This is a genomic window from Streptomyces sp. NPDC004732 (genome assembly GCF_040609235.1).
In the GTDB taxonomy this organism is placed as follows: Bacteria; Actinomycetota; Actinomycetes; order Streptomycetales; family Streptomycetaceae; genus Streptomyces.
Window position 1 is genome coordinate 108151 of record NZ_JBEXJR010000017.1, and the last position, 13925, is coordinate 122075.

Consider the following 13925-nt stretch of genomic DNA (forward strand, 5'->3'; position numbering starts at 1 on the left):
CCTGTCTTCAAACTGACAGGCCCTAGGCGCACCACGGCAGCGGCCTGCTGTGCAGTACGTCGAGACGGGACACGGCGCGGGTCAGCACCACGTACAGCCGGTGCAGCCCGCGCGCCTCGGCCTCCGCGACGGCCGCCGGTTCGGCGGCGACGACGTGGTCGTACTCAAGGCCCTTGGCGAGGGACGCCGGGCACACGGTCACGCGTGCGCCGAGCTCGTCGGGCCCCGCGCTCGGGATGCCCGCAGCGTCCAGCGCCGCACGCAGCCGCTCGACGTCGTGGTCGGCGGCGATGACCCCGATGGACCCCTCCTGCCCGAGCGCGTCCCGCACCGCCCCCACCACACCGGCCGCCACGTCCGCCACCTCCCGCACCCGCAACTCCCCGTCCCCGCGCATCGAACGGGCGGGCGGTACGTCCACGTCGAGCCGCCCAAGGAGCTCGTTGGCGAGCCCGACGACGGCACGCGGCACCCGGAAGCCGGTGGTCAGCGGCGTCACCGTGGCGTCCGGCTTGCCCAGGTGGCCGAGCACCTCCGCCCAACTGCGCGCGGCCCAGGGCGTGGTGGCCTGCGCGAGATCGCCGAGCACCGTCAACGAGCCGAAGTCCGAGCGGCGCGCGATGACGCGGCACTCCATGGGTGAGAGGTCCTGCGCCTCGTCGACGACGATGTGCCCGTACCCGGCGGGCCGCTCCAGGAGCCCCTCGATCTCATCCATCAGGACGAGATCGGCGGCGCTCCACTTCGCGGACTTGTACGAGCGCGGAAGCCTGGCCCACAGGATCGCCCGCTGCTCCGCTTCCCCGAGGATCCCCGCGGCCGCCCCGGCGAGCGCGGCCGCGTCCCCCAACACCTCCGCGAGCACCTCGTCCGCCCGCACCCGGGGCCAGGCCGCGTCCACGAAGGCACTGACGGACCTGGCACGCCCGACCTTCTGCACCCACTTGTTGTTCTGCGGCCCCGCCCGGCGCTCGGCCTGCTCCTGGATGATCCGTACGACCCGGCTGCGCACGCGCTCGCGCCCGACGGCGTACGGCGGCTCCTCCCGTCGCACGTCCTCGACGATCCGCTCCAGCTCACCGAGCGAGACGCGCCAGCGGTACGACCCGTCGGGCACCGCGACCGACTCGACGGGCGGCGCGACGCGCACGTACAGCGCCCGCCGCAGCACCTCGGCCATCCGGGCGTCGTGCTTGACGACGGCGGCCGCCTCGTCGTCGTGGGCGCGCACGGGGTGCCGCCCGATCTCGTCCTGCACGGTGGACTGCCGCACGCCGGTCTCCCCGAGTGAGGGCAGCACCTCGGCGATGTACCGCAGGAAGGTCCGGTTGGGCCCGAGGATCAGCAGCCCCGAGCGCTGGACGCGCTGCGGGTGCGTATAGAGGAGATAGGCGGCGCGGTGCAGTCCCACGGCGGTCTTGCCGGTGCCGGGCGCGCCCTGCACGCAGACGGAGGCGGCGAGCTCGCCGCGGACCAGGTCGTCCTGTTCGGGCTGGATGGTGGCGGCGATGTCGCGCATGGGGCCGACGCGGGGCCGCTCGATCTCCCCGGCAAGAATGCGACTCTGCTGGACCTGCTGGGCCTGCTGGGCCTCCCGCCCCTCCGCGCCTTCGCTCAGTGACTCGTCCTCCATCCCGGTGAGGTCGCTCGACTCCCCCTTGCTGCCGGGCGCCCAGCCGAACCGCCGCCGGACGGCGACGCCCTGCGGGTCCCGGGCGCCCGCCTGGTAGAAGGCGCGGGAGACGGGGGCGCGCCAGTCGACGACGAGGGGCGGCGCGGAGGGATGCTCGCTGATGCGCAGCCGCCCGACGTAGTACCGCTGCCCCCGATGATCACCAGCACCGGCACCGCCCTCCTCCCCCTGGGCGAAGTCAAGCCGCCCGAAGAACAGCGGCGCCTCCGGCAGCTCGCGCATGGCTTTGGCGTGGCTCCGGAACTGGTACCCGAGCACCTCGGCATCGGCACCGGACGCGGACACGTCGGCCCCGCCGACCACCCGCTCCTCGGCGCCTTCGACCATGCGGGCCAGGGCGGCGCGGCAGGCGTCGTGGTAGCTGCGTTCCTGGGCGAGGGCGTCGGGTGTCGTCGTCATGCGCCCAGAATAATGTAACCGAGTTAAATTTGTAACCGAGTTCCGAAGCCCCGCTACACTCCCCCCATGAGCCCTGCCGAGGAGACCACCGCGAGCCCGACGGGGCTGCGCGCCCGCAAGAAGCAGCGCAGATACGAGGCGATCTCGGAGACGGCGATCGCCCTGTTCCTGGAGAAGGGCTTCGAGAAGGTGTCCGTGGCTGAGGTGGCGGCGGCGGCCGAGATCTCCAAGCCGACCCTGTTCCGCTACTTCGCGTCCAAGGAGGACCTGGTCCTCCACCGCTTCGCCGACCACGAGGACGAAGCGGCCCGCACGGTGGCCGACCGCCCCGCCGGACTCACCGCACTCGACGCCCTCCACCACCACTTCCTGGACGGCCTGGAGCGCCACGACCCGGTCACGGGCCTCAACGACGCCGAAGGCGTCCTGGCCTTCCACCGCCTCCTCTACGGAACCCCGTCCCTGGTGGCCCGCCTCTACGGCTACCAGGACCGCTCCGAACAGGCCCTGGCCACCGCCCTGCTGGACGCCCACGGCGGCAACCCCCTGGAGGCCCGCCTGGCCGCGGCCCAGATCGTGGCCGTCCACCGCATCCTCGCGGAGGAGACCTGGCGCCGCGTCTCGGCGGGCGAGCCCGTGGACGAGGTCGGGCGGGCGGCGGTGACGGCGGCGAACAGGGCGTTCGACCAACTCCGCACGGGCCTCACGCGCTACGCGTGACCGACCCGGCTGCCGGTGAGCGGCTCCTCAGGAAGCCCTCGCGTCGGGCAGCGGCGAGGACAGACGCCACAGCGTGTCGAAGAGATCCTGCCGCTGAGCGACCTTCTCGCGCCCCGCGGCCCCCGACTCGGAGCGCCAGTGGGTCAGGACCGCCTGATAGCCCTTGAGGTCGAGGATCTGCCGCTCCGGCGGTATCGGGGCGGGCTCCTGCACCACCTTGTCGTAGATGCCGTCGAACAGTTCTTCACCGTTGATCAGGCAGAACTTCAGAAGGGGCGTGATGCGCAGCATGCGGAACTGCACGTCCATCTCGGCCCTGCGGGACCCCCTGAGGCTCCGGGCCGCTCCCCCGAACTCACGGATGTTCCACCGCACCCGGTCCAGTTGGTACGCGCGGTACGCGGGATCGTCCACCGCTCTGCCGTCCGCGTCCAGCGTCCCCGGTATCGCCATCGGCGCGGTGAAGTCCGGCACAAGGATGCGAACCCGCACGTTCCGTCGCGCGCCCTCTTCCAGGGCCTCCAGGCTCCGGCTGACCGGCGCCTGGACGGTCTCTCCCGTGTAGCCGATGGCGTCGATGCGGATCCGCCTGGTCCGCCTGTTTCCCAGCACCCGCTCGATGTGCTCGTTCAGTTCAGCCGTGCGGATCTCGGAACCGGACTCGGGAAGCGTCCGTTGGTTCAGGTCGGACATCGCGTCGTAGAGCACGTAACCCACCAGGCTGAGGATCGCACCGCCCGCATAGACCTTGCCCTCCAGCGCGTCCCCCACCGGCTGCACGAACTGGGCGAGCATGCCCAGGAGGAACACGCCGAGCAACAGCGCCTTGGTCACGACGCGCTCCGCCCTCGCCCAGCGTTCCCGTCCCGCACGTCCCGCACGACGACCTCTCCCAGCCACCGGGCCCCCCTGCATCACGGTTGTTGAGCGGAGTGCTCAACGGTGAAGCCATGGTGCCCGCGCCCGGAGTGGTCAGGAAGGGCTCAGGAACGGCCGAACGGCCCCGCGAACCACTCCCTAAGAGCGCTCTCGGCGACCGCCTCGTCCGGCACCGAATCCAGCTTCAGCGGCTCCGCCGCCCGCCGTACCGCCCGGCAGACCCGCACCGCCGCGCCCGCGAAGTCGGCGGGTCCCGGCTCGTCCGGGAGTGCGACCAGGTCGAGGGCGGCCCGCATGATGTCGGGGAAGACGGACTGGGCGTACTCGAAGTCGAGGTAGACGGGCAGGTCCGTTGCCATGCCCTCCGTCATGGCGGCGTGGCCCGCCCGCTCCATGCCCTCGGCCCACAGTTCCTTGACGCGGGTCTGCTCGTCCTTCTCGTAGTCCATCCGGACGACGTGGATGGCGAGGTCGTGCAGGGGGTCGCCGTACATGGCCAACTCCCAGTCGATGACGGCCAATTGCTTGCGGTCGACGACGACGTTCGCGCGGTGGACGTCGGTGTGCAGCAGGCAGAAGGGCCTCGGCGTCAGCCGTGGGCGTTCGGGGGCGTCGCGGAAGGCGGCCATGGCGTCGCGGCGCACCCCGACCGCCGAGAAGAGCGCGTCGAACCGCTCCCGGTTGGGCTCGTGCACCCGCTTCTCGGTGAAGTCGACGAGCCACCGGAGGAACTCCTCGCTCTGCCCGGACTCCGGCCAGCCGGCGGGCCTGGGCGGCAGGTCCTCCTCGGGCACGGCCGCGGCCCGGGCGAAGAACTCGGCGAAGGAGCGCATCATCGCCTCCCCGACGGGACCTTCGGGCTGCACCTCGGAGAGCGCGCGCCCGGCCCGGTAGGAGTGCAGCGACCAGTCGCCGAAGTCCCGGAAGCAGCGCGGCACTTCCTTCAGGTGCCTGCTGACCACCGCGAGCAGTTCGGGCTCGCTCGGCCAGATGCGGGGCACCACCTCCACCGCGGCACGCGGCATCCGGCACTTGACCCGGGCCCTGAAGGGCATCGTGCGCAGCAGCAGGGCGAGGGACCAGCCGAGCGGCACGACGTAGTTGATGTTGTGGTGACCGGTCACGACCTGGCGGTCCGGGCGGTCCCGGTGCAGATCTGCGAGGTGTCGGATCCACGCCTCGCGACGCCCGGTCTTCGGCGCCTCGTGGGGGGTGCGAGGCGGAGGTGGCGGCATGAGCGCAGAGGGTATCCGCTGCACGGAACCGTTCCTGCCACATGCCACATAGTGGACGTCGGCGTGGCGCTAGCCTGCTCTCACCTGCTCCTTTAGGGCGCCTTCGTGCGCCCGATGGCGTATACAACCCTGGAGAGTTGTTCGAGAGAGTCGACCAGGTGTTCCGCGCCCGCCTCCCGCAGCAGCTTCGCCTTGTTCTCGTTACGCGCGTAGCCGAGGAAGTGCACGCCCGCCCGCTTCGCCGCCACGTAGTCGGACGGTGCGTCACCGATCATCAGGGCGGCCCCCCGCTCCGCCCCCATGGCGTGCAGCGCCCGCTCGACGCAGTACGGATCGGGCTTGAGTCGGCTCAGGTCCTGGGTGCGGCCGTATATGTGGGGGGCGAAGCAGTCCAGGGTGCCGCGCTTCTCCAGGTAGCTGCCCACCGCGCACGGCGCGTTGTTGGTCGTCACCGCGAGCCGGACGCCGAGCGCCGTCCAGGTGCGGATCAGCGGGTCGACGTACGCGGTCGGCATGGCCGTCGCCACGGCCGCAAGCTCCTGCCGGGTGAGCCACTGCTCCAGCTCGACGACCAGGTCGCTGCGGGGATGACGGCGGTCGACGGCGCGCAGCACGACGTAGGGATCGGGCTGCTTCTTCTCCTCGGCGGTGAGCAGCCCGCGCAGCCCGCGCTCCTTCAGCCACTGGACCAGGTCCCGCGCCACCGCGGCCGCGGGACGCCCGGCGAAGAGGCGGCAGATGGGCCCGTCGAAGTCGAAGAGGACGAAGTGGACGGGCGTGACCATCTTCCGCAGCAACTCGGTTTCATCCACGGACGGTTCGGGCTGCGTCGCTTCGGATCGCGTCGAATCTGATGTCATTTAAGAGAGTGTCAGGTCAGTGGTGATGGTTTCCCAGAGGGCGTCGAACCAGTTCTGCGACTCGTCGACGAATACGGTGTCGCGAGAGGTGTCGCCGGTCTTCTCGAAGGAGAAGACGGGAGCCTTGATGCCCCCCGCGTCCCAGATGTCCATCGTCTCGGTCGCCCCGTCGGGCACTTCCAGCTCCACCGACATGGTCGCCAGCGTGTAGTACGCAAGCAACGCCTCCCGCCCGTTCAGCAGATACAGCTTCACCGGCGTGGTGAACGGCAGCGCGCGGAACGTGACCTCCACGTCGATTCCGTGGGAGGCCCGCAGCGCGCGCAGGTTGTGCCGAAGCACCTGGCCCTGCGCGTTGCGCTGGGCGTGCCAGCGCTGGTGGAGCCGCTCCCTGCCGCCCTCGCCGCCCTCCACCGGCACGGGGAAGGCCAGCTCGATGTCGCTGCTCGGCAGCAGGATCCGCGCCTTGATCGACTCGGGGCGGAGGCTGCCCTCGTGGATGAGCCGGACCGACTCGCCGAGAGCCATCATCAGGGTCTCCGCGGTGTACGAGACCACGTCGATGCGCACATGCGGCTCCGCGAAGGCCGCCGCGAGGCGCGGGGCCAGCGCGACCATGGACGGCTGGGGGTCCTTGCCCGCGGGGAGCGCGGTCGACTCCGCCACCCGTGGCGGACTCCCCTTGCTCACGTTGGACAGCAGGCCCTCGGCCTGGAGCTTCTTCATGGCCTGGCGTACGGCGCCGCGTTCGACGCCGAACTCCTCGGCCAGCTCCGCCTGGGTCGGCAGGCGTGCTCCCGGCCTGAGTTCGCCCGCGCGGATGCGTTCGCGGAGGGTGTCGGCGATGTCCTGGGGACTGAGTCTTCTTCTGCTGCTGCCGTTCACTGCCACGTTCTCCTGGGTCACGACCAGACGATACAACTGACCGCCATCTCTGGGGAGTTGCGGCCAAGTTGTTTATGGACTCTCACCAAGTGGGGACAACTTCAACAGAGTTGGTTGCCAACTGACTCAAGATGGCAGAAGGAGGAACCACCATGCCCGCCATAGCCCTCCTCGCAGCCGTGGTCGCTGTAGCCCTGGAACAGCTCGTGCAGTGGAAGTACGGCCCGATGGGCATCGTCGGCCTCCTTCTGCTGACCGTGGGCGTCAAGGCGAAGAATCCCACGTGCAGTTCCATCGGAGCCGTCGTCCTCGCCCTGATGGTGACGGGTCCGGCCGGCTGATCCGGCGGGGCAGGCGGCCGGTCGGACCTCGGCGGGGACCAACTCCGGGGTGCTCAGCCCGCCGCCAGCTCCAGGTCCTGACTGATCGTGTTCCAGAGAGCGTTGAACCACAGATGGGACTGTTCCACGAACGTCGTGTCCCGCAGCCCGTCCCCCTCCTTGAACGGAAAGAGCATCGACTGCGTGCCCTGCGCGTCGTACATCTCCAGGGACTCCTGGCCGATCTCCTCGTCCCGCTTGGTGAGCGTGTAGTAGGCGAAGAGCGCCTCCGCGCCGTTGATCAGGTACAGCTTCACGGGCGGTGTGAACGGCAGCGCGCGGAACTGCACCGATACGTCGATCCCGTGCGAGGACCGCAGCGCGAGCAGGTTGTGGCGCAGCACCTGCCCCTGTGCGTTGCGCTGGTCCAGCCAGCGCCGGTGGACCCGGTCGCCCTGGTGGTCTCCCCCGTCGACCGGCGCCGGGAAGGCGAGGTCGATGTCACGGCTCGGCAGCAGCACCCGGACGTCGACCTTGGCCGGTTTCCGCCGTCCGGCGTGGATCTGCCGCAGCGGTTCGCCGATGGCCATGGTGAGGGAGATGGACGTGAGGCAGAGGGCGTCTATCTCGACGTGCGGTGCGTCGAACGCGGCTGCGATCCGTGGGGCCAGACCGACCATTGTGGGCTGCGGTCGCACCTCGCCGGAACCGGCGGAAGCACGCTCCGCGGCGTCCGCGACCGTGGCAGGACTGCCCTTGGAGACATTGGACAGGAGATGCTCACGGTGCAGGATGCGCAGCGCCTCACGCACCGCTCCACGCTCCACACCGAACTCGTCGGCCAGCTCGGCCTGTGTGGGCATGCGCTGACCGGGCCTCAGCGACCCGGTCCTGATCCGGTCGCGCAGCACGTCGGCAACCTCTCGGTGGCTCCGCTGCGCTCGCTTGCGCCCATTGACGGCGGCGGGTTCGGTGCTCACAACCAAACCGTACAACTTCGCGCCATCTTAGGGGAGTTGCAGGAAAGGTGGTTATGAGTCGACTCCTAGCGGAGATAAGTCAGTTGAAGTTGGTAGCCAACTTCGGCGACATGGTCAGACCCTCCCGGGGTTGGCCACCAGCCGTCGCAGCCGCCCGCAAGCACTGCATACCGCGCACCGGCAGCCAGTTGGCCATCGACTAACGGGGTCCGCTGCCCCGATCCCGAAGGAGGGAACGTCATGCCGCTCATCGCCATCGTCGTCGCCGCCCTCGCCATTGGATTCGAGCAACTCGTCCAGTGGAAGTACGGACCGCTGGGCATCGTCGCCTTCGTCCTGCTGACCGTCGGAATCAAGGCCAAGAACGTCAAGCTCAGCGGCGTCGGAGCCGGACTCCTCGTCCTGCTCCTCGCCCAGTCGGGCTGAACCGCCCGGCCCACCAGGTTCGGCTGACCGGGCTCCCATCCGGAGGGGAGCCGGGAGTCCGGTCAGCCGTAAGGGGGGCTGAGCCCCGGTCCATCGCTACGGACGGGCCGGGGCTCAGAACATGTCCGGGCACCATGGCCGCCCGGACGTGCGGAACAGGGCGTCGGCCAGCACGGCGACGCCCTTCCGCTCCTCCTCCATCACCACCCGCTCGCGCCGACCCGCGGGGCTCACAGCAACAGGTCGTCGACCTGTGCCTCGCCCACCCGGTACCGCCGGGCGATCTCCGCCGAGCAGTCGTCCGCCGTGCGCTGCAGCACCTGCCTGCGCCGCGAGACCTGCTGTTCGTACCGGACGAGGCGGCCCATGGCCGTGTCCAGTTCGTCGTCCGTGCGCGCCGCCAGGTCGGAGAGCTCGACCTCGGCGAGCATCTCCGTGGCCAGCAGCCTGGACTCCTCGCCGAGCGGGATGCCGAGCGTGACGTGCCGGGCCGAGGAGCGGTGGCGGGCCGGGGCGTCCCTGAGGATCTCCGAGAGCCGGTCCACGACCGTCGCCTCCGGCTCGGGCTCCGGCCGGTCGGGCGCCCTGCGGCGCGCGGTCTCGGCCCGCAGGATGTCGATGCGGCCCTGCAGCAGCCGCCGCACATAGCTGAGGTCGGCCTCGTCCTGCTGTGCCCCCCTGCGCAGCTCGCGGAGCTCCGGCAGCCGCAGCACGGTCAGGTCGTGCTCGGGCACGTCGGGCAGCAGCCGTCCGCCGGTGCGCTGGGCGGGCGGGCGTGCGGCCTGCGTGCGCATCAGCGAGACGCGGCCCGGTGACTGCCCGGTACTTGAAGTGCTCACCATCTGGCTCTACCCGTCCCCTCGACCGGCCGACGCGGTGCACCGCGTGTATGCATGGTGCCACCCCGAGTGGCCGCTATGGGGCCGAGTGCCCGGAATCGGCCCCGGATGGGGGGATCGAGAGGCCGTCTTCAGCACCTCCTGCGACACGGCATGATGAACGTATGCGAGCAGTTGTGCAGAGGGTCGACGGAGCGAGCGTCGTCGTGGCGGGCGAGGACGGCCCCGAGACGGTGGGCGAGATCAGCGGCGAGGGCCTGTGCGTCCTGGTGGGCGTCACGCACGACGACACCAAGGAGAAGGCCGCCCAGCTGGCCCGCAAGCTGTGGTCGGTGCGCATGCTGGCCGACGAGAAGTCGTGCAGCGACATCGACGCACCGCTGCTGGTCATCAGCCAGTTCACCCTCTACGGAGACGCCCGCAAGGGCCGCCGCCCCACGTGGAACGCGGCGGCCCCCGGTGATGTGGCCGAGCCCCTGGTCGACGAGGTGGTGTCGCAACTGCGCGCCCTGGGCGCGACGGTGGCGACGGGCCGCTTCGGGGCGCAGATGCGGGTGGGCCTGACGAACGACGGCCCGTTCACGGTGCTGCTGGAGATGTGACGGTGACGGTCCCCGGCAGTCGGGGACCGTCCCATCGGGTCAGGGCTCGACGACGACTTCCTGCGCCGCGGCCGTGTCTCCCGCGATCAGCTCCGCGTCCAGCGGCACATTGCGCTTGACCAGGGCCAGCGCGATCGGCCCGAGCTCGTGGTGGCGGACGGCCGTGGTGATGAACCCCAGCTTCCGCCCCTCGACGCCCTCGCTCGCCAGATGCAGCGGCGTCCCGGCCGCGGGCAGGTGCACCTCGCTGCCGTCCAGGTGCAGGAAGACCAGGCGGCGCGGCGGCTTCCCCAGGTTCTGGACGCGGGCGACCGTCTCCTGGCCGCGGTAGCAGCCCTTCTGCAGGTGCACCGCCGAGCCGATCCAGCCCAGCTCGTGCGGGATGGTGCGGTGGTCGGTCTCGAAGCCGAGGCGCGGCCGGTGGGTCTCGACCCGCAGCGCCTCGTACGCGAGGAGACCGGCCGCGGGGCCGTTCCCTTCGGCGTACGCCTCCAGGTCCGCACGGGGCAGGAACAGGTCGCGTCCGTGCGCGGTCTCGCGTACGGCGACGCCGTCCGGGACCGGGGCGATCGAACCGGCGGGCAGGTGGACGACGGCGGTGTCCGCCGTGCGGTCGGCGACCTCGACGCGGTAGAAGAACTTCATGCTCTCCAGGTACGCGATGAGCGCGTCCTGCGTGCCTGGCTCGACGTGCGCCCAGGTGGTCTCGCCGTCGTCGACGAGGGAGAGGTGGTGCTCGATGTGGCCGTTGGCGGAGAGGATCAGCGCTTCGGTGGCCCGGCCCGCCGGAAGTTCGCTGACGTGCTGGGTGACCAGCAGATGCAGCCAGCTCAGCCGGTCGGAACCGGTAACGGCGAGCACGCCGCGGTGGGAGAGGTCGACGAAACCGGTGCCGTCGGCGAGGGCGCGCTGCTCTCGGAACAGTTCGCCGTAGTGGGCGGCGACGCCTTCGTCCACGCCCTCGGCGGGAACGGCGCCGGGCAGGGACAACAGGGGGCTCTTCATGTTCACAAAGACTACGACCAGCCCGCGGGCGCGCTTATTCCGCGTCCCCGCTCTTCACTCCGCGTCCCCGCACTTCACTCCGCGTTCCGGCACTTCCCGCACTGACCGAAGATCGCGAAGTGCTTCAGATCGGTGTCGAAGCCGAAGGTCTCGCGCAGCTTGTCGGTGAACTCCGTCGCGATCCCGGTGTCGGCCTCGATGACGTCCGTGCAGTCCCGGCAGACCAGGTGGATGTGGTGGTGCCGGTCCGCCAGGTGGTACGTCGGCGCGCCGTGCCCGAGGTGGGCATGGCTGACCAGGCCCAGCTCCTCCAGGAGCTCCAGGGTGCGGTAGACCGTGGAGATGTTGACCCCCGACGCCGTCCTGCGCACTTCGCAGAGGATGTCGTCGGGGGTCGCGTGTTCGAGGGTGTCGACGGCTTCGAGGACAAGCTGTCGCTGCGGCGTCAGCCGGTAGCCGCGCTGACGCAGGTCGCTCTTCCAGTCGGAGTCGGTGCTCGCCACACCCGGAAGTCTAGTTCTACTTGAAGAAAGCGATGCCGTCGTCGGGCAGATCGCCGAGGTTGCGGGCCATGTCGGCGACGTCCTCTGGGGTGACGACCTTCTTCAGCTGGGCCGACATGTAGGGACGCAGCGGGACCTCGGGGGTCTGCTTCTCGCCGACCCACATCAGGTCGCCCTTCACATAGCCGTAGAGGCGCTTGCCACCGGAGTAGGGGCCGGAGGCCGCGGTGCGCGCGACGGCGTCGGTGGCCAGCTCGATCTGCGGCTTCTTGTCCGCCAGCTCGCCGTACCAGACCTCGACGACGCCGTCGTCCCTGACCATGACGACCTCGACCTTGCGGTTCTTGTCGATGCGCCAGAAGCCGGACTCGGACTCCAGGGGCTTCACCTTGTTGCCCTCGGCGTCGAGCACCCAGGTGTACGAGCGGTACTCGATGAAGTCCCGCCCGTCATGGGTGAAGGTGACCTCCTGGCCGAAATTCGCCTTCTCGGCGCCGGGGAAGTCGGTGACGCCCGCGCCCGCCCAGTTGCCGAGGAGCCAGGCGAGGGGAAGGAGGTCGGGGTTCAGGTCGGACGGAATCTCGATCATGGGAAGCTCAGGCGATCTGTGGAGGTGGCGGTGGTCAGCGCTGGCCCTGGTACAGCTTCTTCACGGTGAGCCCGGCGAAGGCGAGAACGCCGACGCAGACAAGAACCAGCAGGGCGGAGAAGAAGGCCTCAAGCACGGGGTGCTCCTCGGTGAGCGGTTGGGGCAGGTATTCAGAGCCGGTCCCACTGTAGTCGGGCGGCGCCCGTCCCTCTCTGTGAGGGCCCTCGGGACGTACGCTGGATGTATGTACGCGCGAAGGCGCCATGTGTACTTCGCCATGATGGGGACCTGCATCGGTCTCTTCGTCCTGGCCTGGGGCGTCGTGCGGCTCTGGTCGATCCCCGTCGCCGTCGGGATGTGCGTCGTGGCGATGGTGATCCCGCCGCTCGCGGCCATGGCGGCGAACCGGCGCGGCCCCGACGACCGCTGGTGGGACGACCCCAGCGGGGACGAGAAGTCCGACGAATGGTGGGACGAGCTCGACGGCAGGCACAAGCGGTAGCCGAAGGGCCGCACCCCGTTCCAGTGGCGTCCAACCCCCTGGGGTGCGGCCCTTCAGCCGTTCTCGGTGCGGTGAGTGATCAGACCGCGATCGCGACCTCCGCGAGGCCGCCCGTCTGCGCGACGACCGTGCGGTCGGCGGTGCCGCCGGGGATCAGCGCCCGGAGGGTCCACGTGCCCTCGGCCGCGTAGAAGCGGAACTGTCCGGTGGCCGAGGTCGGGACCTCGGCGGTGAACTCGCCGGTCGAGTCGAGCAGGCGCACGTAACCGGTGACGGGCTCGCCGTCGCGGGTCACCTGGCCCTGGATCGTCGTCTCACCGGGCTTGATCGTCGAAGCGTCGGGGCCGCCGGCCTTTGCTCCACACATGGGTACTCCTGAGGGGGAAGGAAGGTCGGATGACTTACTTGTTGGCGCCGAGCTCGATCGGCACGCCGACGAGGGAGCCGTACTCGGTCCACGAGCCGTCGTAGTTCTTGACGTTGGTCTGGCCGAGCAGCTCGTGCAGGACGAACCAGGTCAGGGCCGAACGCTCACCGATGCGGCAGTAGGCGATGGTGTCCTTGGCGAGGTCGACCTGCTCGTCCTCGTAGAGGGCCTTGAGCTCGTCGTCCGACTTGAAGGTGCCGTCGTCGTTGGCGTTCTTCGACCACGGGATGTTGCGGGCGGACGGGACGTGGCCCGGACGCTGCGACTGCTCCTGCGGGAGGTGGGCCGGGGCGAGCAGCTTGCCGCTGAACTCGTCGGGCGAGCGCACGTCGACCAGGTTCTGCGCGCCGATGGCCGCCACGACGTCGTCGCGGAAGGCACGGATCGAGGTGTCCTGGGCCTTGGCCTTGTAGTCGGTGGCGGGGCGGTTCGGGACCACGTCGCCGTCGACCAGATCGCGGGAGTCGAGCTCCCACTTCTTGCGGCCGCCGTCGAGGAGCTTCACGTCCTGGTGGCCGTAGAGCTTGAAGTACCAGAAGGCGTACGACGCGAACCAGTTGTTGTTGCCGCCGTAGAGGACGACGGTGGTGTCGTTCGCGATGCCCTTGGCCGAGAGGAGCTTCTCGAAGCCCTCCTGGTCCACGAAGTCGCGGCGGACCGGGTCCTGGAGGTCGTCGGTCCAGTCGATGCGGATCGCGTTCTTGATGTGGTTCTTGTCGTACGCGGAGGTGTCCTCGTCGACCTCGACGATGGCGACCTTCGGGTCCTCGATGTGGGCCTCGACCCAGTCGGCGTCTACCAGGACGTCGCTGCGGCTCATGCTTCTCTCCTCCGGGGCAGTTACGGCGGTGCAAAGGGGCGTGCGCGGCACGGGCGGTGCGGGGAGGCACGGCGTGCGTACACACGGGGGAGGCCCTGACGAATGGCGTCAACAGGCCGGGGGAATGCGGGGATGGGGCGTCCCGCTAGAAGGTGCGACAGAGCATGGCGGCGACGCGGCACAGGTCCACTGCCCGCCGCTTCGTGAGGTCCGCCTGTCGGTGCATGCGTCCGATCGTAGG

The 13925-nt window shown here is 70.0% G+C and carries 18 protein-coding genes; 5 read left to right on the plus strand and 13 right to left on the minus strand.

Going from position 1 to position 13925, the window contains the following annotated elements:
* Window positions 1-22: 22 nt before the first annotated feature.
* Window positions 23-2092: an AAA family ATPase gene (locus tag ABZV77_RS37080; RefSeq protein WP_356266798.1), complete on the minus strand. Its 2070-nt coding sequence runs from the start codon at window positions 2090-2092 to the stop codon at window positions 23-25.
* A 66-nt stretch (window positions 2093-2158) separates the two neighbouring features.
* Between ABZV77_RS37080 and ABZV77_RS37085 the strand changes: the two genes are divergently transcribed.
* Window positions 2159-2812, plus strand: coding sequence for a TetR/AcrR family transcriptional regulator (locus ABZV77_RS37085; protein WP_356266800.1), 654 nt, complete (start codon window positions 2159-2161; stop codon window positions 2810-2812).
* Window positions 2813-2839: 27 nt separating this feature from the next.
* Here ABZV77_RS37085 and ABZV77_RS37090 read toward each other — a convergent pair whose 3' ends face one another.
* The 4 genes from ABZV77_RS37090 to ABZV77_RS37105 form a co-directional block, all read right to left on the minus strand.
* Window positions 2840-3646: a hypothetical protein gene (locus ABZV77_RS37090; RefSeq protein WP_356266801.1), complete on the minus strand. Its 807-nt coding sequence runs from the start codon at window positions 3644-3646 to the stop codon at window positions 2840-2842.
* 149 nt (window positions 3647-3795) lie between these two features.
* Window positions 3796-4926, minus strand: coding sequence for an aminoglycoside phosphotransferase family protein (locus ABZV77_RS37095; RefSeq protein WP_356266803.1), 1131 nt, complete (start codon window positions 4924-4926; stop codon window positions 3796-3798).
* A gap of 92 nt (window positions 4927-5018) precedes the next feature.
* Window positions 5019-5786, minus strand: coding sequence for an HAD family hydrolase (locus tag ABZV77_RS37100; protein WP_356266805.1), 768 nt, complete (start codon window positions 5784-5786; stop codon window positions 5019-5021).
* On the minus strand, window positions 5787-6698 hold the full coding sequence (locus tag ABZV77_RS37105) for a GntR family transcriptional regulator (protein ID WP_356266926.1): 912 nt from the start codon (window positions 6696-6698) through the stop codon (window positions 5787-5789).
* A 125-nt stretch (window positions 6699-6823) separates the two neighbouring features.
* On the opposite strand from ABZV77_RS37105, the gene ABZV77_RS37110 reads away from it, so the two are divergent.
* A complete protein-coding gene (locus ABZV77_RS37110) occupies window positions 6824-7012 on the plus strand; it encodes a hypothetical protein (protein ID WP_055567180.1) in 189 nt (62 codons plus the stop codon).
* 53 nt (window positions 7013-7065) lie between these two features.
* Here ABZV77_RS37110 and ABZV77_RS37115 read toward each other — a convergent pair whose 3' ends face one another.
* Complete coding sequence (locus ABZV77_RS37115; RefSeq protein ID WP_356266807.1) at window positions 7066-7977, minus strand: winged helix-turn-helix domain-containing protein; 912 nt, start codon at window positions 7975-7977, stop codon at window positions 7066-7068.
* A 234-nt stretch (window positions 7978-8211) separates the two neighbouring features.
* Between ABZV77_RS37115 and ABZV77_RS37120 the strand changes: the two genes are divergently transcribed.
* The gene (locus tag ABZV77_RS37120) at window positions 8212-8397 is read left to right on the plus strand and encodes a hypothetical protein (protein WP_055567178.1); all 186 of its coding nucleotides are present in this window, start codon (window positions 8212-8214) and stop codon (window positions 8395-8397) included.
* A gap of 230 nt (window positions 8398-8627) precedes the next feature.
* Here the strand turns inward: ABZV77_RS37120 and ABZV77_RS37125 are convergent, their stop codons facing one another.
* A complete protein-coding gene (locus tag ABZV77_RS37125; protein WP_356266928.1) occupies window positions 8628-9191 on the minus strand; it encodes an ABC transporter substrate-binding protein in 564 nt (187 codons plus the stop codon).
* Window positions 9192-9400: 209 nt separating this feature from the next.
* On the opposite strand from ABZV77_RS37125, the gene dtd reads away from it, so the two are divergent.
* Window positions 9401-9838, plus strand: coding sequence for a D-aminoacyl-tRNA deacylase (gene dtd, locus ABZV77_RS37130; RefSeq protein ID WP_356266809.1), 438 nt, complete (start codon window positions 9401-9403; stop codon window positions 9836-9838).
* Between the two features lie 39 nt (window positions 9839-9877).
* Here the strand turns inward: dtd and ABZV77_RS37135 are convergent, their stop codons facing one another.
* From ABZV77_RS37135 to ABZV77_RS37145, 3 genes are all read right to left on the minus strand, one after another.
* Window positions 9878-10843, minus strand: coding sequence for a folate-binding protein (locus tag ABZV77_RS37135; protein WP_356266811.1), 966 nt, complete (start codon window positions 10841-10843; stop codon window positions 9878-9880).
* A gap of 74 nt (window positions 10844-10917) precedes the next feature.
* Complete coding sequence (locus ABZV77_RS37140; protein ID WP_356266813.1) at window positions 10918-11346, minus strand: transcriptional repressor; 429 nt, start codon at window positions 11344-11346, stop codon at window positions 10918-10920.
* Window positions 11347-11362: 16 nt separating this feature from the next.
* On the minus strand, window positions 11363-11935 hold the full coding sequence (locus ABZV77_RS37145; protein WP_356266815.1) for an FABP family protein: 573 nt from the start codon (window positions 11933-11935) through the stop codon (window positions 11363-11365).
* 244 nt (window positions 11936-12179) lie between these two features.
* Between ABZV77_RS37145 and ABZV77_RS37150 the strand changes: the two genes are divergently transcribed.
* Window positions 12180-12437 carry a DUF3099 domain-containing protein gene (locus ABZV77_RS37150; protein WP_356266817.1) on the plus strand — a complete coding sequence of 86 codons (258 nt, stop codon included), beginning with the start codon at window positions 12180-12182 and terminating at the stop codon, window positions 12435-12437.
* Between the two features lie 79 nt (window positions 12438-12516).
* Here the strand turns inward: ABZV77_RS37150 and ABZV77_RS37155 are convergent, their stop codons facing one another.
* The 3 genes from ABZV77_RS37155 to ABZV77_RS37165 all read right to left on the minus strand — a co-directional run bounded on the left by ABZV77_RS37155 (window position 12517) and on the right by ABZV77_RS37165 (window position 13910).
* Window positions 12517-12804 (minus strand): DUF1416 domain-containing protein, encoded by a 288-nt coding sequence (locus ABZV77_RS37155; protein WP_356266819.1) that lies wholly within the window; start codon window positions 12802-12804, stop codon window positions 12517-12519.
* 34 nt (window positions 12805-12838) lie between these two features.
* The gene (locus ABZV77_RS37160; protein WP_356266821.1) at window positions 12839-13684 is read right to left on the minus strand and encodes a sulfurtransferase; all 846 of its coding nucleotides are present in this window, start codon (window positions 13682-13684) and stop codon (window positions 12839-12841) included.
* A gap of 145 nt (window positions 13685-13829) precedes the next feature.
* Window positions 13830-13910: a putative leader peptide gene (locus tag ABZV77_RS37165; protein WP_350893136.1), complete on the minus strand. Its 81-nt coding sequence runs from the start codon at window positions 13908-13910 to the stop codon at window positions 13830-13832.
* Window positions 13911-13925 lie beyond the last annotated feature (15 nt).